This is a genomic window from Chryseobacterium piperi (assembly GCF_002285635.2).
Lineage (GTDB): Bacteria > Bacteroidota > Bacteroidia > Flavobacteriales > Weeksellaceae > Chryseobacterium > Chryseobacterium piperi.
The window spans coordinates 1,704,169-1,725,319 of record NZ_CP023049.2 but is presented as its reverse complement, the minus strand read 5'-3'; the positions used below and the strand labels follow the sequence as shown (position 1 = coordinate 1,725,319).

Sequence of the window (21,151 nt, the reverse complement as noted above, 5' to 3'; positions counted from 1 at the left end):
ATTTGTATTACATCAAACGATCAAACTATGATTTCAAAAGAAGATACAAATATCTTACAACAGCTTCTGGCAAAAGAAAAAGTAAAGTTAGGGTCCCGTAAATTCTCAGATGTTTTTTCAATATCAGAAAAAGAGAGTCAGGTAATAGAAACAATGGCTTTCGGTCATCATATACCCATTCAGTTTTTCACTTTAACGGCGATATAAGATGGTGATTTCAAGAAAGATTCAGATAAGAATCAATGTGCTGGTAGTCACTATTGCAGCATTGCTGCTGATTACTTTTTCGATGTATAGCTTAGGATATCTGGATGAGCTTTTGAATATTCTGGCCAAAGACCATTATATTTTTTATTGGATGGTGCTGGTGGGTATCTTTGCTGAAATTGTAGCCGGATCGATGGGTATGGGATATGGAGTAATCTGTACAACGACTCTGCTTTTTCTAAATATTCCTCCTCACATTGTAAGTGCAAGTATTCATTCTGCAGAAAGTTTTACGACGGCTGCGGGGAGTATAAGTCATATCAAACTGAAGAATGTAAGTAAAAGTCTGGTCAAAAAACTAGCAATTCCTGCTGTAATCGGAGCGGTCATCGGAGCACTAAGTCTTACTTATCTTGGAGAATACTACTCTAAAATTACCAAAACAATTATTGCATTTTATACCCTGTATCTGGGGATTCAAATATTGTCTAATGCTTTTAAACCCAAACAGAGTAAAGCGTTAAAGAGAAAAACAAACCTTACAAGGCTTGGCGTCATTGGAGGATTTATAGACTCTTTTGCAGGTGGGGGATGGGGTCCATTGGTGACCGGAACTTTAATTAAAAATGCTTTTACCCCAAGGTTTGCAGTGGGTAGCTCAACAGTAGCTAAATTTATTTTAACCATAACGGCTGCGGTTACTTTCTTCTTTACATTAGGCATTCAGCACTGGAATATTATTCTAGGACTATTAATTGGCGGAATCTTTACTGCACCTTTTTCGGCTATGCTTACAGCCAAGTTACCCGTAAAGAAAATGTTTCTGGTTATCGGAACTCTGGTTATCGTGATGAGTTGCATAACTATTTATAAATCAGTTTTTAAATAAAATATCTGTTGGTTGTGGAAAAATAAAAGGGATGAAAAGTGTTTTCAATTTTGAAAATAGTATACTTTTACAGCATAATTAATAGAATATGAATTTACATATCATAGCGCTTTTTAAGTTTAATGAAAATTACTTAATGGAAGCGGTAGAGTTGTTTCAGAATTTAGTAAGAGAAACAAGAAAAGAAGAAGGTTGTCTGCAATATGACCTTATTGAAGACAAAGACAATAAAGGTACTTTTTTCATGATCGAATTATGGGAAACGGTAGAACATCATAATAACCATATGGGTCAGGATCACCTTCTTAATTTCCGTAAAGATGCTTCTAAAATGATGGAAAGCGCAACGGAAGTATACAAGGGATTTAAAATTTACTAAGGAAAATGATTTTTAAAAGGCTGCTTACCATCGTAAGCAGCCTTTTATTAGAAAAAATAGAAAGTATTAAAATTTAAAAATTTTATTGTATAATTAACTTTTTGGTTTCGCTATTAGCGCCATAAGTTATTTTAACAAGGTATGTCCCGGAAGTAAGACCAGATAGGTTCAGGTCCTGCTTATAAAAACCGGTTTGATTGGTCAATTCAGCTTTATAAACCTGCTTACCTGAAAGATCATATACTTCGACATTTCCTTTGTTGTTTGCTTTTTCTTTTACATCAAATAAAACCGTTACTTTTTTATCAGGTGCAGTTGGATTCGGGTAAATACCGAAAGAAGCTTTTGTTCCAAACTCTTTAACGCTTAAGGTTGATGTAATGTTTTTGTATTTAAAATACATATTACCGGTACTTGCTCCGCCGTTTTGAGTAAAATACATTCTGTAGTATTCAGCTCCTCTTTTTACATAATAAACCACATCATTATAAACTCCCGAAGTAGGTTTCCATGAATGACCTACTGCAGTAATCTTATTAGAGAATGCTCCTGCTGCTGGTACAGTAGAGGTGGATGTTGCCTGAGTTTCCGGTTGTACCTTGGCTACCGTCACAGAAGGGTTCTGGATAACTCCTGACATTCTGTACATCATGGATCCTCCCGGATACGTATAATCTGTCCAGTATCTTGTAAACATCAAATCCCAATTGGCTTTTGAAGGCTCAAGATTAGCTACTTTATCTCCTGTTGTGAATGAGAAATAATTGAAAAAAGCATCATCTGATCCATTAGCAATGGTCTTCGTTTGGGTAGCATCCCATGATGTTCCGTTCCATTTTGAATATTTGAAAGTATAACCTCCGAAATAGTCAGTAATCATAAATTTTACATACGTATTGGTCGCCAGATACTTTAAAACAAAAATTACTTTTCCCTCAATATGATGAGTGGCTCCGTTGTAGTCTCCCCATCCATATGTCGCAGATCCCTGTTCAAATGCTCCTTCCTGAAGTGAAGTCGTTTGATCCGGATTATATAGAGGAGATCCCCATGAAGCGATATTGGCAATATTGACAGTATCCCAGTCTGCAGGTAGAGCAGAAGCCTGATATACTTCTATATTTTGAGCATCATTGATTCTGGTTCCAAAACTCATATTTGAATTTCTGAAGAAAGCAACGTCCCATGTATTAGCCGGCTGAGATACGGTAGCATTAGCACTGAAATCAAAAAACACGCGATTTTGGTAGCTGGGTTCCATTGATAAATTCACTGTATTATATCCGTTAGCATCAGTCTGTGCCAATACTGTTTGTTGAATGCCCAATGCAAGCATCGAAGCCAAAAGTAGTTTTGTTCTCATCTCCCGAGTTGTTATTTAGAATTATTCTACAAAACTACATAATTATTTTTAATCATTCTAAATAAAAACATGATTTTTATCTTGTTTTATAGATGATTATTTTATTTTTTCCTGATTTATAGGGGCTTTATAAAGAAAAAAGCTGACTTAAATAATAAGCCAGCCCGTTGAAAGGTAAGTTAATATCTAATAAATCTTACTTTTTAATAAACTTCGACTGAGTGATTGTTCCTTCTGTGGATTCAATACCCATATAGTATATTCCGGTTTGAAGCTGGCTGATGTCAAATCTTTGATTATTAAGCTTTCCTTCAGCAACCTTTTGTCCCGAAGCAGAGTAAATCTGTATATTTTTAGGAGCTTTTTTAGAAATAAAATCCAGAGCTGTGTTTTCTGCATTAACAGCAAACCTGATGGCATCCGTTGATTTTACCTGATTAGAAACTCCTAATGTAGAAGAGACGTTATATACTACGTCATCTATTTCTAATACCGTATGAGGAGCTACAACGCCTACAAATTTAAATACAATATAAGAAGAATTGGAAGCAGGAACAGGAAAACTATAAGTCTGAAATGTACTGCTTCCTAACGTTGTTGCACTTCCTAAAGGAATGAAAGTGCTCATATCCGTAGGGCTGGATACCAATCCAACCTGTACGGTACCAGGCGCAGAACCTGTATTTCGTCTGGCTTTAAAGCTTAGAGTCTTATCGCCTGCAGGAGCAACAATCTGGGGTGAGATTAAATATTGAGGACTGTTTTGGTTAGCACCGGAATACGATTGTACAAATTTATCACTTCCGCTGGCTACGATATTCATCATAGGGGCTGGATTACCAACTGCTGCAGGGAAAATAGTCGTCCATTGATTCTGAGGAAAAACGGTCGATCCCTGACCTTCTGTAAAGCCATTAAAATTTTCATTAAGAGTGGCTAATTGTGCGTTTGTAGTAATGGCAGAAAATAGAAGAGCTCCAAAAAGTAATTTTAAATTCATAATGTTATTTTTATTTAGAATTATTACACAAAATTAGTAAATTATTTTTAACTGTTCTAAATAAATCTTTATATTTGTCGAAAATTTTGTGTCTATGAAGAAGAAGGTGCTTTCTATACTATCATTATCCACTGTCTTATGGGTGAATGCACAGGAAAAAGATTCTCTTAATCAAAAGAAAATAGAAGAGGTTGTCATTACGGGACAATACATGCAGCAATCCATTAATAAATCCATTTATAAAGTTGAAGTTATTGATGCGGAGCAAATTAGAAATATGGCTGTCACCAATGTTGCAGAGGTACTTAATCAAAATCTTAATATCTTAATAGAACCCAATAAAGGATCAGGAGACTCTAATGCCAATATTATGGGGCTTAGTGGTGAGTATACCAAAATCCTTATTGATAATATTCCCGTTGTAAGTGATCAGGGAATGGGAAATTTAGTAGACCTTACAAAAATCAACGTCAATAATATTGAACGTATCGAAGTGGTAAAAGGTGCGATGGGGGTTGAATATGGTAATAACGCTCTGGCAGGGGTTATTAATATCATCACGAAGAAAAACTATGGAAAGAAATTTACGGCTATTGCTTCCGTTCAGGAAGAAACCGTGAATAAAGATTATGACTGGTTTAAAAAAGGAAATGGCCGCCATATTCAGTCTTTGAATTTAGGATACAGAATTAATGATAACTGGTCTGTTTCTGCTGATATCAATCATAATGACTTTCAGGGCTACAAAGGAAGATTTCAGGGCTATAAGTATTTTAGTGAAAATAATGATGGGCAACGGGGATATGATTGGCAACCGAAAGACCAATTAACAACCAACGGAACCATTCGTTATAATAAAAATAATACAAGCTTTTTCTATAAAGTCAATTACCTTACGGAAAAGGTGAATTACTACAATCCATTAGTTGAAGAAATGTATCTGGGCAATGGAAACAGAACTTATATTGCTAATGATAAAGATTATAGAACGAAGAGATGGATTCACCAATTTAATATTCAAACTAAAATAGGTTCCAGAATTAATTATAATGGTGATTTTTCTTATCAGAGTCAAGAAAGAAAATATCAGGATTATCAATACAATGTTCCGAACAGACAAGAGCTGTCAAGAGCTGAAGAACAACCGTATTATAAATCAGAGGTGCTTTATTCGAGAGGAATGTTCAGTAATTTTTTAGATAGTGAAAAAGTTAATTTTCAGATTGGGTATGAATTAGACAGGACAAAAGGGTTTGCAAGCTCTAAGACCGGACTTTTTGGAACTGCTAATCTTGAAAGAACAATTTTTAACTATGCTCATTTTATATCGGCAGAATGGAATGTCAACAGTTGGTTTTCATTACGTCCTGGACTAAGACTGGCATTGAGCGATAAATTTGATTCTCAATACAATTATTCAGCTACAGCAAGGTTTAAAACTACTAAAAACTCCGATATTCGACTGGTTTTCGGATCTGCCAACAGATTCCCGACATATGATGAGCTGTATACTTATATGGTAGATAATAATCATGATATCAGAGGAAATGAAAATCTAAAACCGGAAACCGGATATTCAGCCAGTATATTCTGGGATTATAATAAGATGACGGCTAATGATTGGAAGTTTAACTTCAGTGTTTCAGGAATGTTCCTCGATGTACAGGATAGAATCGAAAGTGTAATTGTCAGCAATAGTCCTTTACGATATACCTATATCAATATAGATAATTACAAATCAATGTTATTTGGTGGTGGCGTTAATGTTCGAAAGGGTAATTTATCATTGAATGCCGGAGTTTCAGTAATGGGAATTTCCCAGGTTTTAAATACCGGAAATATCTATTCACCTGATGATTTTAATTTTTACGCAGAAGCCAACCTGGCTGCAAACTATACATTACCATATACCAAAACGTTATTTGCACTTTACTACAAATATACCGGAAAACAGAGACGTTATACCCACAGGTCTAATACACAGGATCCAATGGATCCCGGGGAATATGTGTTAGGTGAAATCGGTGATTTCAACATGTTGAATTTTACTCTTACTCAGCCTTTCTTTAATAATCATCTGGACCTCAGCGTAGGAATTAAAAATATTTTTAATGTGACCACAGTACCTAATACAACACTTGCGGGAGGTGGTCATAATGCGGCTGATACACAACAAAATTTATTTTACGGAAGAAGTTATTTTGCCAGATTAACGTATAATTTTTAAAATGTTAAAAATGAAAAAAATACTATTGTGCCTTTTGGTTGGGGCATCCTTTATATCTCAGTCTTGTATTAATGATAATGAAGATCCTGTCGCAGTAACGCCTACGGATGGGGCAGTATTTAGTCCTAATGTTGGAGGTGCGGCCCAACCTAATCAGGTGTGGTTTGATTTAGGAACCAATACGGAAGTACTTACCAATAGAACAAATTGGGATCTTGCATTGTATGCAGGAACTAGTTTTAAAGTAGTTTTAAACTCTTCAATCATGATGGCTGCCGGAAAGATTCCCAATGCTACCAATATAGATTTGGTAAAACAGGCAGATGTTACTGCGTTGATGGAACAGGTTCAGGTTGCCAATTTTAATCCGGCGAATGTTACTTATATAGATGATGTAAATGGTAATTTCCCTTCAGGGTATACTGCTATTGAAGAAGTGAAACCTACTGAGTCTGAAAATGCCATTTACCTGGTGAATATGGGGAAAGAAATCTTCAAAGGAACTATCGCTAATGGTTCTGTAGCAACCGGTGGGGACAGCAGAGGCTGGATGAAAGTACAGGTGGTAAGATCAGGAGATTCTTATAAAGTGAAATACGCAGAACTTAATGATGCAACACATAAGGAGCTGACAATTCCTAAAAACCCTGCTTACAATTACAATTTTATAAGTCTGAAAAAAAATACCGAAGTACTGGTACAGCCCGAGAAAAAGAAATGGGATATCTGTTTTACAGTATTCACAAATACAATTGCAGGAGCAGGAAGTTATATTTATGCAGATTTTGTGATATCCAATAACCTTGGAGGTGTAGGTGCATATGAAGTGAGGATTACAGCACCCGCGTCAGGAGTTGAAGCATTTAACAATTTTAAAGCTTCAGACATCGACCAGTCTAAATTTATGTATAATGACCAGCGTATAATCGGGGCTAATTGGAGGAATCCTGTTGGAGCTAACGGCCTTGAAGTGTATGGAGATCGTTTTTACATTATCAAAGATGCAGAAGGCTATTATTTTAAACTCAGGTTTACAAGATTGACCAGCGCATCAGGAGAACGTGGAAGACCTCAATTTGAGTACAAACCTTTATAATATTAAACAAATAAATATCGACATATGAAAAAATTCGTTTTAGTAGCATCCATGCTTTTGGCTGTGTACTCTTGCAAAAAAGCAGATGCTAAAAAGGAACATACAACAGAAGTGAGCTCAGAGGCTCCTAAAAGCAATAATAAAATTGTAACACTTAGCGGTGGAATTACAGAAATAGTAAGTGCTCTAGGGCATGAAAAAGAAATTGTAGGGACAGATGTAACAAGTACTTACCCGGAAACACTAAAGGCTACAGCTAAAGACCTGGGGCATGTAAGATCGATGACCATTGAACCTATCATGGCGGTAAACCCCACATTGATCCTGGCTTCAGATAAAGATATCAATCCTGAATTACTCGGAAAAATAAAATCTTCCGGAATTAAAGCTGAGGTATTCAAACAGGAATATTCTGTAGACGGAACTAAAAAATTGATCGCTGACGTTGCAAAAGCAGTTGGAAATACAGATTATCAAAAACTTAATGATAAAATAGATGCTGACCTGAAGCAGGTTCAGCCTATTGCTAAAAAACCTAAAGTATTATTCATCTATGCCAGAGGAAATATGTTGATGGTGGCAGGTAAAAACACTCCAATGGATGCATTGATCGGTCTTGCAGGAGGTGAAAATGCAGTTAAGGATTTTGAAGATTTCAAACCGTTAACCCCTGAGGCAGTGATAAAAGCTAATCCTGATGTATTATTTTTCTTCTCTACAGGATTACAGGGTGCAGGAGGAAATGAAGGTGCATTAAAAATGCCGGGTGTTTCCCATACCAATGCCGGGAAAAATAAGAAGATTATTGCTATGGATGGAGGCCTGGTTTCAGGTTTCGGACCAAGATTAGGAGAGGCTGCAGTTGGATTAAACAAATTATTAATTGAAAACACAAAGTAAACTATACTTTTATTTCACTATAAGTGCCGTACTGCTTATTATCATAGCAGTATGGTCACTTAATACAGGGGTTTATGACTTTGGCGGAACTTCTCCGTATAAAGTTTTATGGCAGTTGATAAAAGGAGATGAGCATTTATCATTAAGTGATAAATATGTGATATGGGACGTTCGTGCAGCAAGGATCATCATGGCTATTTTGATTGGTAGTATGCTGGCGGTTTCAGGAACAGGATTGCAGGGGCTTTTTAAAAACCCTCTGGCAACGGGAGATTTAATAGGATTGACTTCAGGAGCAACATTACTCGCTGCAATTGCAATTATTTTAGGAGGACATTTCAAGCAATATCTTCCTGAGGTGATACAATTCTCATTAGTAGGTATTTCTGCTTTCATAGGAGCTTTTCTATCTATGATGTTGGTTTACAGGATTTCCACAAGTGGCGGAAAAACAAATGTTGTGATGATGTTGCTTACAGGGGTGGCGATTACAGCTATCGGTTTTTCAATCACAGGATTCTTGATCTATATTTCAAAAGATGAGCAGTTGAGAGATCTTACGTTCTGGAATTTAGGAAGCTTAGCGGCGGCTACATGGACAAAGAATATTGTTTTGGTAGTCGTGTTAATCATTTCTTATGTAATTTTAATACCCAAAGGGAAAGCATTGAATGCTATGATGCTGGGTGAGAAAGATGCACAGCATTTAGGGATCAATGTTGAGAAACTTAAAAAACAGATTATTATTATCGTTGCATTAATGGTAGGAACATCGGTTGCCTTTTCGGGTACGATAGGCTTTGTGGGTCTAATTGTTCCCTATATTTTAAGGCTTTTATTTAAATCGAATTACGCCTTTATCCTACCATTATCAGCAGTCTGTGGAAGTATTTTGCTGTTAACAGCAGATACGTTCAGCAGAAATATTGTTGCACCATCAGAATTACCAATTGGTATTCTTACCGCATTAATGGGAGGGCCGATATTTATAGCTATTTTGGTTAAATTTAAAAAGTCATTATAATGATCAGGGCACATCAGATTAACTATAAGCATAAAGAGTTTCATATACTTGATGGAGTAGATGTATCATTGGGATATGGCGAGTTTTTGGCAATTGTAGGACCGAATGGGGCTGGAAAATCAAGTTTGATGAGCGTTTTGGCTAATGAAGTGAAATCTGGAAAACAAAAGATTTTGTTCAAGAATAAACCTATTGGTGAATGGGAAGTTCTGGAACTATCCAAACATAAAGCTAAATTTTCTCAGCACAATAGCAATGATATTCCTCTGGATGTAAAAGATGTTGTCATGATGGGAAGGTATCCATATTTCGATGCACAACCCAGAAAAGAGGACTTGGAGGCCATGAACCATATGATGTATGAAACGGATGTTTTTCATTTAAAAGATAGAGAATACAATACCTTGTCAGGAGGTGAAAAACAAAGGGTGCATTTGTCAAGGGTAATGGCACAGTTGCAAAACGATATTGCCCACAAGCTTATATTTCTTGATGAGCCTCTTAATAATCTGGATGTTAAGCATCAATATAGAGCATTGGAGATTATTAAAAATTTCACGAGAAAAGCCAATAGCGCTATTGTTGTTTTACATGATTTAAACCTGGCAGCACAGTTTGCTGATAAAATATTATTAATGAAATCAGGAAGGGTTTCAGCTTATGGAACACCGGAGGAAGTTTTTACCGCTGAAAATATAAGCAAGGCGTATAACTTTCCCTGTACCATTTGTGATCACCCTATTACTAATAACCCAATGATCATTTTTGGATAACCATGGAAAAAGATGAATTAAAAATCCTAGCCCGAAATCTTGCCAATCCTCAGGGAGAAAAAGGTATTGAGATCGGTGAGATGATGAATGCGACCAACATCAGCATGACTTTAGAAAGCATTAAAACGCTTTTAATAGAAGATGATGAACGCATTCTTGAGATCGGACCCGGAAATGCCGGGCATCTGAAGAATATTCTGAACAGAGCCCGAAATTTAAATTATACAGGCATTGATATTTCAGAAACGATGTATAATGAAGCAAAAAAGCTTAATAAAGACTTTGAGAGTCAGGCAGAATTTATTTTGTACGAAGGCAAAAAGCTTCCTTTTGGAGACCAAGTTTTTGATAAAATATTTACTGTCAATACCGTGTACTTCTGGGAAGATCCGGTAGCGTTTCTTAATGAAATTTACAGAATTTTAAAAGATGACGGAACTTTTGTTCTGACCTTCGGCCAGAGAAGGTTTATGGAAACACTGCCATTTACAGAATACAATTTTACGATGTACAGCAACAGTGAGATGGAGCAGCTTATTTCAGAGAGCCACTTTAAAAGAATGAAGATCTCAGAGAAAGAAGAAGACATACAAAGTAAATCAGGAAACGAAACAATACATAGAATTTATACAGTTTTAACCATAAAAAAATAGATCAATAAAAATGAGCACATTAGTTAACGAATTAAAAGAAAAGTGGGAAGCTCTAAAAGCAGAAAATCCGCATTTAAGAATAAGAAATGCTGCCGTACAATTAGGTGTAAGTGAGGCTGAATTATTAGTAACTAATATTGGAGATGGAGTAACGGTTTTAAAGCCGGAGTTTCAAAATATCTTACCTGAAGTTGAACAATTAGGAAAGGTAATGGCGCTTACCCGTAATGATGAATGTGTACATGAAAGAAAAGGTACTTATCTTAATGGAGATTTCAGCAGTCCTCATGCACAGCTTTTTGTAGGTGAAGACATTGATCTCAGAATTTTCCTTAATTCATGGAAACTTGCTTTTGCTGTAGTAGAAGGAGATAAAAAAAGCCTTCAATTCTTCGGAAAAGATGGGTTGGCTCTTCATAAAATTTATTTAACGAAAGATAGTAACGCAGAAGCATTTGATGCTATTGTAGAAAAATATAAGGCAGAGAACCAGAATAAAGCTTTTGTATTTGAAGCCATTGCACCAAAACCGGCTGAAAAATCAGATTCTGAAATTGATACGGAAGGTTTCATAAAAGCTTGGACAGAACTAAAAGATATTCACGAGTTCTTAATGATGACCAGAAAATTCGGAGTAACAAGAACACAGGCATTACGATTAGCGCCGGAAGGATTTGCCAAGAAAATAGACAATGCTAAAGTAGTAAACATCCTTGAGGATGCGTCTGAGAAGAACGTCCCGATTATGGTTTTTGTTGGAAACAGAGGAATTATTCAAATCCATACAGGAAACGTGAAGAAGACACTTTGGCACCAGCAATGGTTCAATGTATTGGATTCTGATTTCAACCTGCATTTGGATGTAACGAAAATTGTTGAGGTATGGGTGGTTAAAAAACCAAGTAAAGATGGAGAAATAACAGCTGTTGAGGTATTTAATAGTGCTGGAGATCCTATCGTTCAATTTTTTGGAAAAAGAAAACCTGGAACTCCTGAATCACAAGGTTGGAAAGACCTTGTAGCGGAATTGGAAAAGTAATAGTTAGATGATTTGATTTTGGCCGTTTTGTTTTTTTGTAAATCAAGGCGGTCTTTTTTTTGAAAGTAAATTGTTAAATTTAAAAGGCTAAAAGGCTAAAAGGCAAATTTGCAATTTAACGGTTTAGCGATTTTGCCCTTCAGCCCTTTCGCTATTAAACAATAAATTAATTAAAATGAAAAATATTTTCATCACAATATGGTTAATGGGTTTTGGGTTCATGAATGCCCAGAGTTTCAAAGCCTATCAATTTTATGATAAGAAAGGAAAAGAGGTTCCTACCGATAAGTTGATCAAAGAATTAGCAGATTATGATGTGGTTTTCTTTGGGGAAAATCATAACAGCTCGATCAATCACTGGCTCCAGTTGAAGATTACAGAAGGATTATATGAAAAGAAAAACAGACAGATTATCTTAGGTGCCGAAATGTTCGAAAGAGATAATCAGTCTCAGCTCAATCAGTATTTAAGCGGAAATTTTGATACCAAGACATTCAAAGATTCTGCCCGTTTATGGAATAATTATTCTACAGATTATAAACCTCTGGTTGATTTTGCCAAAGTGAAGAAATTAGATTTTATTGCGACCAATATTCCTCGCAGATACGCTTCCCAGACCGCAAAAGAAGGACTGGAATCCTTAAATAAGTTGACCGCAAAAGAAAAAACTTATATTGCCCAGTTGCCTATTAAAGTGACATTAGAAACTCCCGGCTATTCTGAAATGAAGAAAATGATGGGAGATCATGCAGAGGGAACAAGAGTGATGAATTTTATTTCAGCACAGGCAACCAAAGATGCTACGATGGCTGAATCTATTCTTAAGAATGTCCAGCCAGGAAAAACATTCATTCATTATAATGGTAATTATCACAGTAAAGAATTTGGAGGAATTTATTGGTATATGAAACAAAAGAATCCGAACCTGAAAATGGCAGTTATCTCAGTTTTTGAATCGGAAAACCCCGAATTGAAAGTTCCTGAAAAAGAATATATTCCTACAGACTTCAATCTCATCATACCAGCTGATATGACAAAAACTTTTTAAAAATAATTAAAACTAGATTGATGGTCTCTTAAATCTTTTTGATTTAAAGAAAATAAAAACATCTCTCTAGTTTTATATCTAAAATTTGAATTTCTGAAATTTTTCTAGAAACCCTCTGCAATAATCATATAAGCATATGTGTTACCTCCACCTGAAATATAAAATGTTACCCGGTAATATTTATTTGCTTCAGTATCAACAATATGTATTATGTTTAATTCACTATTAGCAAGAGCATCCTGAATATTTCTGTCCAAAAACTGTGCTGTTGCAAAATTAGTATTGGTATAAGTTAATGCTCTGTTATCATATTCAAATCCACCAGTCGCATACTGTTGATTTATACCAAGATAGAATATTTTATCATTGCCTGGGCTGGTTGTTAAAGCCATATAAGGTTTACAACCTTCCTCATTATCTCCATTCCTAGATCTGAAGTAAAATTTAAAATGATCAATATCTACACTTCCATCAATTATAGAGGCATTACAAGAACTTGTTTTGGTAAATATTATTTTTTTAACATCATTTCCACTGGTCGTAGTTTGGGGTTCAAAATAAGACCAAACCGGAGCAGAAGGAGTACTGGAATTATAGTAATATCCGGTTTTTTTTAACTCACCAGCTCCTGTATTATATATCAGGAGGCCAGTAGCAGGATTTAAAATAGTAACAGCATCATTTATAGAATTAAGATTAACTTTATTAGGCAAAAAACCTCTATTAGTACTAGCTAAAGTAAGATCGGCAGAGGGGTCGGGTTTAGTTGTTCCTATGCCAGTATTGCCTTCGGAAGTGACTACAAAATCATTAGACTGTTGTTTAGCTGTTGGAATTCCTGTTATCTCATTATCTTTTGCGCCATCGATATGAAATGTTGCTTGAGGATTTGGGGTATTAATCCCTACCTGACTTATTGCCGTTGCAGAAATACTTAACATTCCAATTGTAAGGAATTTTTTTTTCATCATTTTGTGTGTTTTTAATTAAATTATTTTATTTTTTAATATTAATTATCACTTGCTTGTATGTTTAAGGTAATGTTAATTACTGAAAAAAACAAATAAATTAAAAAAAATAAGGTGAAATTATTATTTATCATTATTTATTTAACATAATGTATGTAGTAGGCATAAATATTAACACATCTATTTATACTGTTGGATTTGGTTATATTTTTAAAACCTATTTATTGTTTTAATTTTTTACATTAAAAATTAAAAATATGTATATTATTTTCAAAAAAATACTTAGGACCTTTTATAGGGTCTAGCTTCAATACTTTATTTACTATTAACTACGTCTAATCTTCGATTTCAGAATGGAGCGGAGCCGGAATGAAGAATCTCAAACCTCTTATAAAAGTTAACTTAAAAGCAGTTAATCGCAACGACGCAAAGTTTTTTAAAAGTGCTACGTTTTAAAGTTCGCAAAGGCATTTCACTTAGCAAGGGTATTGGCATTGAGTATATTTAAACCTCTTTTATACATAATCTTCAAACGTCATCTTTGTCATTGACTTCGTCTAATCTTCGATTTTAGAATACAGACGATAAGTCTGCGAACGTAGTTCAGAAGCGGAATGAAGAATCTAAATCCATCGTAATAGTAGTCTGCAAACATAGTTAAGAGTTCAATAAATAATGTAAATTAATAAGATTTCTCACTTCATTTCATTACGTTCGAAATGACAAATGGAAGTTAGGAGAGATGAAGGAACATCAATTAATCTAAAATTAGGATTTTCATGCATGAAGAATTAAAAACACATTATTTATCTTTGTACAAGACCAATAAAAAATGAAAAAACTATCTTTTCTGCTGCTTTGTTTCATGGGTTGGGTAAGTGCTCAAAAATTGACGTCAAATGAGCTTGCCATCATTAACCAAGGAGATATTAATACCGCCCTTCCAATTTATCAGACCACAGATCCTAATCAGCACCAAACATTGCTGAATCTTTCAAACGAAATTGATCCTATGGATCCCAATACGATAACATTGGTCAAAAGAATGAAAGCATCACTTCTTTCCACCGATGGAGGAGTGGGGATTGCAGCACCACAAGTTGGCGTCAATCGGAAAATAATCTGGGTTCAACGTTTTGATAAAAAGGACAATCCAATAGAGTATTTTATCAATCCGGTTATTGTTTGGAGATCCGATATACAGAATTTGGGACCGGAAGGGGATTTGTCCATCCCGGAATTCAGAGACCAGTTTTACAAAAGTAAAGTGATTCAGTTGGAATATGTAGATTTAAAAGGTCAGAAATATTCAGAAATAATCGAAGGTTTTACTGCTGTGATTTTTCAACATGAAGTAGACCACCTTTTTGGTATTCTGATTTCAGATAAAAAAGAGAAAGAAAAGAATGATGCCTATTTGAAAGTGGATGCATATCAAAAAGTAAAAGAATAAAAAAGCGGCTGTCCTAAATTGACAGCCGCTTTTTTTTATTAATTATATTATTTTTCAATCTTACTTAAAATCTTGTTGATGGAGTTTTTAAGCTCTATTAAATCTTCAGCCTGAACATTGATCTTTTCCATAATCTTGTCCGGAACACCACAGGCTTTATCTTTTAATGTTTTTCCAACTTCTGTCAGGAAAACCTGCACGACTCTTTCATCTTCTTTTTTCCTCTTTCTGGAAATAAAGCCTTTCCCCTCTAATCTTTTAAGTAATGGAGTCAGTGTACCACTGTCTAGTAATAACTTTTCTCCAATATGGGTAACAGGAAGTCCATCATTCTCCCAAAGCACCATCATCACCAGATATTGGGGATAGGTGATATCTAACTCATCAAGGAAAGGGCGGTACAATCCGGTAATTTCCTTGGCAATAGCATACAGCGGAAAACATATTTGATTTTCCAGTTTTAAGATCTCTGACTTTTCCATAACCCGAATGATTTGTATTATTTTTTAATAATAAATTCTTCCATAGGTACACGCACCTTTTTCATAGAAGATAACCAGTCTTTTTCTTCGTCTCGGTAACCTAGATACAAAAGACTGACGCTTTTTAAGCCTAACTCCTTAAGACCAAGAACTTCATCAACTACCTGATTGCTGAATCCTTCAGCCGGTGTACTGTCAATTTTCAATTCTGCGGCTTGTGCTAAAGCGATTCCTAAAGAAATATAGGTTTGGCGGGCAGTATGCATAAAATGCTGCTCGGGAGTTTGTGCTCCATATATTTCTTTGATTTTATCCGTGTAACTGTTAAAGCGTCCTCTTGGTAAGTCTCTTACATCCGTATGGTAATCATATACTTTATCAATTTTTTCATTGGAATAATTATCCCACGCAGCAAAAACCAAAACATGGGAAGAATCTCTCATCACTTCAGGGTTTAATGCTCCTGCGACCATTTTATCCTTTAATTCCTGATTTTCCACAACAATAATACGGAAAGGCTGCAGACCTGATGAGGTTGGAGCTAACCTGGCGGCTTCTAAAATGGTATTTAAATCTTTTTCAGAAACTTTTTTTGACGGATCATAAGCTTTTACTGCATGTCTCCAGTTTAAATCTTCTATTAATGACATTTTTATCTATTTTAAATTAATCTTCGAAAATGATTTTTTTGAAATACTATTTGAAATTGTACATCTAAAATCAATGTACAAATTTACGAAAAAATTAAATTGTGCATAATATTATTTTGTAAAATTTTATTGCAGGGAATTTAATTGTTTTGATGCCTTTTCTTTTATCATTATATTTGATTTGCAATTAAAATGTTTTAGCATGGATAGTCAGTGGAGAAGAAAATTTGCTTTTTTGTGGACAGGTCAATTTTTTTCACTCATCAGCAGCTCAGCTGTTGCTTTTGCAATTATTATATGGCTGAGTCTAGAAACGGGATCTGCGGAAGTATTAGCCTATGCTGCCATTGCAAGCTTGCTTCCTCAGGCACTGATAGGTCCGTTTGCTGGTGTTTATGTTGATCGGTGGGATCGAAAACAATGATTTTTGCAGATGGATTTATAGCTGTATGTACTTTAATAATGTCCATTAGTTTTTATTTTGGGTACGAAAATTTGTTATTGGTTTATGTTATGCTTGCATTACGCTCTATAGGAACAGCATTTCATATGCCTGCAATGGAGGCTACTATACCGTTGATAGCCCCAAAATCAGAATTATTGCGTATTGCCGGAATCAATCAGATTATAAAATCAGTCTCCATTATTGCCGGGCCAGCGCTTGGTGCTTTAGCAATTGGATTATTATCTATAGGAAATGTATTACTGCTGGACATTGGAGGGGCTGCGATTGCTATTTTTTCCTTGTTCTTTATTTCAATTCCTTCACCTCAAAAAGAAAATGAATCTAACAATATATTTTCAGTCTGGAAGGATATGAAAATTGGTTTTGATGAAATCCTTAGAAACAAGGGACTTAGATCACTTTTTCTATATTCTACTATTGTAATATTTTGTATTATGCCTATCTCTGTCTTATTTCCTTTGATGACTATTGAGCACTTTCATGGGGGTAAATTCGAGATGACTATTATAGAAATTATATGGGGAATAGGAGCGCTGATTGGCGGGGGTATGTTAGGAATATTTAAGCCATCAATTCATAAAGCAATCATTATAAACTTCTCTTATATTTTGATAGGAATTACTTTTTTTTGGTCCGGTTTTCTGTCTCCTGAAAGATTTATATTTTTTTCATTCTTAACTGGTGTTGGGGGAATTGCTGTTTCATTTTATAGCTCTGCATTTACAGCTATAGTGCAGGGGGAAGTGTCCTCAGATCTATTAGGACGTGTATTCTCTGTGTATTTCAGTTTAGAAATATTACCAACAGTATTAGGCCTTGTGTTTACTAGTTTTGTAGCAGACTCTATAGGGATTAATGTTACATTTATAATATTAGGACTGATTATTTTACTTATAGGAATAATCTCATTTCTGACCCCTTCTTTGATGAATTTGAAGAAGTAAGAGCTGAGAAAAGATATAGGTGTAAAGAATTCTGCAGGTTTCGGATTTCTTTAAAGCGACTGAAATCTAACCTTTGTATAGAATTTTAAACAAAATAACATGCAAAGATTTAAAGACAAATTCGCTTTAATAACAGGCGGAACCAATGGAATGGGGCTGGCAACAGCTCAACAGTTTATTGATGAAGGCGGAACAGCAATAATCACTGGAAGAAGTGAGGAAACAGTACGTAAAGCTGTAGAAAAATTAGGACAGAGAGCGATTGGACTTGTTTCCAATGCCGGAAATATAAGTGACCTGATGCAGCTGCAGTCCGAGGTGAAGAAGTATACCAATCATATTGATGTAGTGTTTGCTAATGCAGGATATGGGAAGTTTTTTCCAATTGAAAATGTTGATGAAGATCACTTTGATGAACTCTTTAATATGCTGGTCAAGGGTCCTTTTTTACAGTTCAGCAAATATTGCCTTTAATGAAAGAGGGAGGTACTATAGTATTTAATACTTCTGTAGCTACAGAAATTGCTATGTCTAATTTTTCTATTTATTCAGCGGCAAAATCGGCAGTACAATCTTTTATCAAGACCTTTGCGACTGAATTAACGGAGAGAAGAATCAGGGTGAATGGAGTGAGCCCGGGACATATTACAACCAATATTTTCAATAATACAGGATTCAGCAAAGAACAGATTGAAGATGCTATACAAAATATTCTTCCGACAATTCCTTTTAAAAGGGCAGGAAATCCGTCAGAAGTAGCAAGTACGGTACTTTTTCTTGCTTCCGAAGAAGCCTCCTATATTCACGGAGCTGAAATAAAAGTGGATGCAGGGATTTCTGTAATAAGATAAAGCTGTATGCAAATCGTTCTACGTTAAGTTACTTGATCTCATTAACCTGTTTAATGAGATTGGTTTTATTCTCAATACCTATATTATAGGTTTTTCCCTTTTTCAAACTTTGGTTTAGCTTCTCTAAAAGAGATGTATAGGCTGGATCTTTTTTGGATATATAAAAGACCTGTGCGCTTATTCCTATAGATATACGCAGAAGGTTTTCCGGATTGTCGGGGTCTTCTGTGATTTGGGTGATTGTTGCATTATTATACCATGTCAGGTTCTGTGAACCAGAGCTACCGGTGCAAGATATTATCATAAATAAAGATACTATAAATATCCATGTTTTCATAAAATATATGTTTTGTAAACAACTCCTGTCCTTACACCAATATGCTGACAGGAGCTGTTTAAATGATCAAATTATTTAGAATCCACAGCTTGATACATCCGGAGCTGGTGACGGAGAACAACCTGAAAGTGAAGTAAACTTCGTTAATACGCAATTCGTATTGACTAAATTGTTATCATAAATATTAGAATTGCTAGGACTTCTGTAGTAAACATTTCCTGCTGTATTTGCATAAGAAGAAACTGATGCTGATCCGCAAGAAGTATTGATACAGGCATTTCTCCATGCGGTATCCGTTACGGGGCCACTTGAGAACAGGGAAGGATCAATAATCCTTTTTTCCGTTACTCCGGAAGCATTTTTATAACTCACTAATATGGCAACATGGTAGCTCCATGCCACACAACATGTACCAGTAGAAGCTTTTAAATTTCCGTATACGAACTGTTTCTCACAATCATAACCATTATTGATCAGGATTTGTCTCATTTTGTGTGCTCTTGCATAGCAGCCGTCTACCGGATATCTGAACGTGATACAAGGTGATGAGGCGGTAGAGGTACCACAAGATTGATTTTTAATTTGATTGAATAAGCTGTTTAATGTAGCTACATCAGGAATTACGCTGCTTAATTTGCTACTTTCTGCTTTTACATCTTTGGTCAGAATAGATCTGAAATACCTTTTGTCTTCCTCAGTTGCTGCCTCTACCTTTTCCTATTTCATGAGTATTAGCTACTGTGTAGATATGAATAGGTAGCTCATCTTTAACAGCTTGTCTGATCAGGTCTATATACTTTTCATTCTCCTTACTCGCTTTAATTTCGTAGAACTGAGCAGTTACAATAAGTGAAATTTTGTAGACCCCATTTTCTTTTTCCATACCCACCGGAATCGTTTTTCCAATGTCTTTTAAAGAAATGTTACTGGAGTTTTGATTTTCTTTTCCATTAAGCTCCTGACTTCCGGAAGAATCTGCGCAACCGCTGAATGACAAGATGGTCACAAAGGCCACCATGGATAAAAAGAAGTTTCTCATAATAATTGTAATTTTGATGGTTAGTAATGAAATTGTATTAGTTTTTGTTTTTATAGATAATACTTCACGTCTAAGTGAAAATAAAGTTAATAAAAATTGAATATGAATAAATTATATTCTATAAAAATAAAATATTTTGAATTATTTCATTATTTAATCCTTGGATTTTTCTGTTATCTGAATATAAAGAAAAGGAATTATGAGATTTTTTTAATAGTAAAGAGTAAAGAAAGCTGACCGGATACAATTATTTCTTAGCCAAATTGCTTTGTAGTATAATATCTTTGATCAATGCTTCAAAATAGTAGTATACATTACTATTTTCTGTCATTTGGTTTTCTAATGCAATAATACTTATATCTGAGTCGGGTATATAGACATTTAAAGAAGCAAAACCATCTCCAAGTCCTGTGTGACCAAAATAACTAATACCATAGTTATTGGCAATCCGAATACCATATCCATAACCCATTTTATCTTTTCCAAAAACGTCATGCTGTGACATGACAGAAGGTGTGGTCATTAATGAATAGGTTTTCGGGTTTAAAATTTTTCCATTGTGAAGTAAATGGTTCCAGATGGATAGATCTTTTGCCGTTGTAATCACTCCGTCTGCAGGCAAATTTTCATCATCAATAAAAGAGTTTTGTACCTTTGTCAGGATATTATTTTTACTCATGTGGCCATAGACCAATCTTCCTAGGTTATTTTTTGAATAACAGAAAGTGTCATTCATTTTGAGTTGGTTGAATAAAGTATTGGCTAATTCTGCATAAGATTTGTGACTGGAGTTTTCAATAATTTTCCCTAAAAGAATATTGGATAAATTACCATACTTAAAATCCGTACCGGGTTTAAAAGCCAAAGGTTTGTCTTGATCCAGGATTCCATGTGTATGATTTAACAATTGATGTACGGTTACCGAATCAGCCCATGATTGTTTTAAAAAAGGTAAATATTTTTTGATGGGTTCCTGTAAATTTACTTTCCCTTTTTCTACCTCTTTCAATAACAAAACAGCAGTAATTTGCTTGGTGTTAGACATGATTTCAAACTGATCATCCAATTTTAAAGGAGTTCCGGTTGTAATATCTGCAACGCCATATGCTTTGGAATATTTAACCTTATTATTTTGAGTAACCAAGACAACACCATTAAACGATCTGGGGTTTTTAAGCTGAATTAAGCTATCGATTCTTTTTGTGTAGGAATCTTTTTGTCCATAAAAATAGGAATGAGAAAAAAATAAAAAGAGGTAACAAAATAGCTTAACAATTGATTTCATCTGGTTATAAGTTTAGGATTTAAAAGATATTTTAAGATGCATTCAAAAATAAAATTAAAAATTAAACTGGTACCTAAA

Annotated in this window: 21 protein-coding genes and 2 pseudogenes; 14 read left to right on the top strand and 9 right to left on the bottom strand. The window is 34.9% G+C overall.

Going from position 1 to position 21,151, the window contains the following annotated elements; genetic code table 11:
- Window positions 1-27: 27 nt before the first annotated feature.
- The 3 genes from CJF12_RS07555 (at window position 28) to CJF12_RS07545 (ending at window position 1,475) form a co-directional block, all read left to right on the top strand.
- Window positions 28-207: a hypothetical protein gene (locus tag CJF12_RS07555; RefSeq protein ID WP_034681566.1), complete on the top strand. Its 180-nt coding sequence runs from the start codon at window positions 28-30 to the stop codon at window positions 205-207.
- Between the two features lies 1 nt (window position 208).
- Window positions 209-1,096 carry a sulfite exporter TauE/SafE family protein gene (locus CJF12_RS07550; RefSeq protein WP_034681565.1) on the top strand — a complete coding sequence of 296 codons (888 nt, stop codon included), beginning with the start codon at window positions 209-211 and terminating at the stop codon, window positions 1,094-1,096.
- Window positions 1,097-1,184: 88 nt separating this feature from the next.
- On the top strand, window positions 1,185-1,475 hold the full coding sequence (locus CJF12_RS07545) for a putative quinol monooxygenase (RefSeq protein ID WP_034681564.1): 291 nt from the start codon (window positions 1,185-1,187) through the stop codon (window positions 1,473-1,475).
- A gap of 82 nt (window positions 1,476-1,557) precedes the next feature.
- On the opposite strand, the gene CJF12_RS07540 is transcribed toward CJF12_RS07545, so the two are convergent.
- Together CJF12_RS07540 and CJF12_RS07535 are read right to left on the bottom strand one after the other, a co-directional pair.
- Window positions 1,558-2,838, bottom strand: a complete 1,281-nt coding sequence (locus tag CJF12_RS07540) for a T9SS type A sorting domain-containing protein (RefSeq protein WP_034681563.1) — start codon at window positions 2,836-2,838, stop codon at window positions 1,558-1,560.
- 196 nt (window positions 2,839-3,034) lie between these two features.
- Window positions 3,035-3,838, bottom strand: coding sequence for a T9SS-dependent choice-of-anchor J family protein (locus CJF12_RS07535; protein ID WP_034681562.1), 804 nt, complete (start codon window positions 3,836-3,838; stop codon window positions 3,035-3,037).
- A gap of 94 nt (window positions 3,839-3,932) precedes the next feature.
- On the opposite strand from CJF12_RS07535, the gene CJF12_RS07530 reads away from it, so the two are divergent.
- The 8 genes from CJF12_RS07530 (at window position 3,933) to CJF12_RS07495 (ending at window position 12,598) form a co-directional block, all read left to right on the top strand.
- Window positions 3,933-6,065: a TonB-dependent receptor plug domain-containing protein gene (locus CJF12_RS07530; RefSeq protein ID WP_034681561.1), complete on the top strand. Its 2,133-nt coding sequence runs from the start codon at window positions 3,933-3,935 to the stop codon at window positions 6,063-6,065.
- Between the two features lie 10 nt (window positions 6,066-6,075).
- Entirely contained in the window at window positions 6,076-7,161 is a 1,086-nt protein-coding gene (locus CJF12_RS07525) for an HmuY family protein (RefSeq protein WP_228379054.1), read from the top strand.
- Between the two features lie 24 nt (window positions 7,162-7,185).
- Window positions 7,186-8,061, top strand: a complete 876-nt coding sequence (locus CJF12_RS07520; RefSeq protein WP_034681557.1) for a heme/hemin ABC transporter substrate-binding protein — start codon at window positions 7,186-7,188, stop codon at window positions 8,059-8,061.
- Window positions 8,045-9,085 (top strand): FecCD family ABC transporter permease, encoded by a 1,041-nt coding sequence (locus CJF12_RS07515; RefSeq protein ID WP_034681555.1) that lies wholly within the window; start codon window positions 8,045-8,047, stop codon window positions 9,083-9,085. Before CJF12_RS07520 ends, CJF12_RS07515 begins: the two co-directional genes overlap by 17 nt.
- The gene (locus tag CJF12_RS07510; RefSeq protein ID WP_034681553.1) at window positions 9,085-9,858 is read left to right on the top strand and encodes a heme ABC transporter ATP-binding protein; all 774 of its coding nucleotides are present in this window, start codon (window positions 9,085-9,087) and stop codon (window positions 9,856-9,858) included. Before CJF12_RS07515 ends, CJF12_RS07510 begins: the two co-directional genes overlap by 1 nt.
- 2 nt (window positions 9,859-9,860) lie before the next feature.
- Window positions 9,861-10,511: a class I SAM-dependent methyltransferase gene (locus CJF12_RS07505; protein ID WP_034681550.1), complete on the top strand. Its 651-nt coding sequence runs from the start codon at window positions 9,861-9,863 to the stop codon at window positions 10,509-10,511.
- A 10-nt stretch (window positions 10,512-10,521) separates the two neighbouring features.
- The gene (locus CJF12_RS07500; RefSeq protein ID WP_034681548.1) at window positions 10,522-11,550 is read left to right on the top strand and encodes a hemin-degrading factor; all 1,029 of its coding nucleotides are present in this window, start codon (window positions 10,522-10,524) and stop codon (window positions 11,548-11,550) included.
- A gap of 175 nt (window positions 11,551-11,725) precedes the next feature.
- Entirely contained in the window at window positions 11,726-12,598 is an 873-nt protein-coding gene (locus CJF12_RS07495; RefSeq protein ID WP_034681546.1) for a ChaN family lipoprotein, read from the top strand.
- 104 nt (window positions 12,599-12,702) lie between these two features.
- Here CJF12_RS07495 and CJF12_RS07490 read toward each other — a convergent pair whose 3' ends face one another.
- Window positions 12,703-13,569: a hypothetical protein gene (locus CJF12_RS07490; RefSeq protein WP_131329480.1), complete on the bottom strand. Its 867-nt coding sequence runs from the start codon at window positions 13,567-13,569 to the stop codon at window positions 12,703-12,705.
- A gap of 829 nt (window positions 13,570-14,398) precedes the next feature.
- Between CJF12_RS07490 and CJF12_RS07485 the strand changes: the two genes are divergently transcribed.
- Window positions 14,399-15,019, top strand: coding sequence for a peptide deformylase (locus CJF12_RS07485; protein ID WP_051887170.1), 621 nt, complete (start codon window positions 14,399-14,401; stop codon window positions 15,017-15,019).
- A 47-nt stretch (window positions 15,020-15,066) separates the two neighbouring features.
- Here the strand turns inward: CJF12_RS07485 and CJF12_RS07480 are convergent, their stop codons facing one another.
- Together CJF12_RS07480 and CJF12_RS07475 are read right to left on the bottom strand one after the other, a co-directional pair.
- Complete coding sequence (locus tag CJF12_RS07480) at window positions 15,067-15,501, bottom strand: MarR family winged helix-turn-helix transcriptional regulator (RefSeq protein WP_034681544.1); 435 nt, start codon at window positions 15,499-15,501, stop codon at window positions 15,067-15,069.
- Between the two features lie 17 nt (window positions 15,502-15,518).
- The gene (locus CJF12_RS07475) at window positions 15,519-16,151 is read right to left on the bottom strand and encodes an NAD(P)H-dependent oxidoreductase (protein WP_034681543.1); all 633 of its coding nucleotides are present in this window, start codon (window positions 16,149-16,151) and stop codon (window positions 15,519-15,521) included.
- A gap of 202 nt (window positions 16,152-16,353) precedes the next feature.
- On the opposite strand from CJF12_RS07475, the pseudogene CJF12_RS07470 reads away from it, so the two are divergent.
- Together CJF12_RS07470 and CJF12_RS07465 are read left to right on the top strand one after the other, a co-directional pair.
- Window positions 16,354-17,561, top strand: a pseudogene (locus tag CJF12_RS07470) (MFS transporter).
- A gap of 99 nt (window positions 17,562-17,660) precedes the next feature.
- Window positions 17,661-18,412: pseudogene (locus CJF12_RS07465) on the top strand (SDR family oxidoreductase).
- A gap of 28 nt (window positions 18,413-18,440) precedes the next feature.
- Here CJF12_RS07465 and CJF12_RS07460 read toward each other — a convergent pair.
- From CJF12_RS07460 to CJF12_RS07445, 4 genes are all read right to left on the bottom strand, one after another.
- Entirely contained in the window at window positions 18,441-18,749 is a 309-nt protein-coding gene (locus tag CJF12_RS07460; RefSeq protein ID WP_034681541.1) for a hypothetical protein, read from the bottom strand.
- A 75-nt stretch (window positions 18,750-18,824) separates the two neighbouring features.
- A complete protein-coding gene (locus CJF12_RS07455; protein ID WP_262483400.1) occupies window positions 18,825-19,415 on the bottom strand; it encodes a protein-glutamine glutaminase in 591 nt (196 codons plus the stop codon).
- 28 nt (window positions 19,416-19,443) lie between these two features.
- Window positions 19,444-19,788, bottom strand: a complete 345-nt coding sequence (locus CJF12_RS07450; RefSeq protein ID WP_131329478.1) for a hypothetical protein — start codon at window positions 19,786-19,788, stop codon at window positions 19,444-19,446.
- 247 nt (window positions 19,789-20,035) lie between these two features.
- Entirely contained in the window at window positions 20,036-21,073 is a 1,038-nt protein-coding gene (locus CJF12_RS07445) for a serine hydrolase domain-containing protein (RefSeq protein ID WP_034681537.1), read from the bottom strand.
- Window positions 21,074-21,151 lie beyond the last annotated feature (78 nt).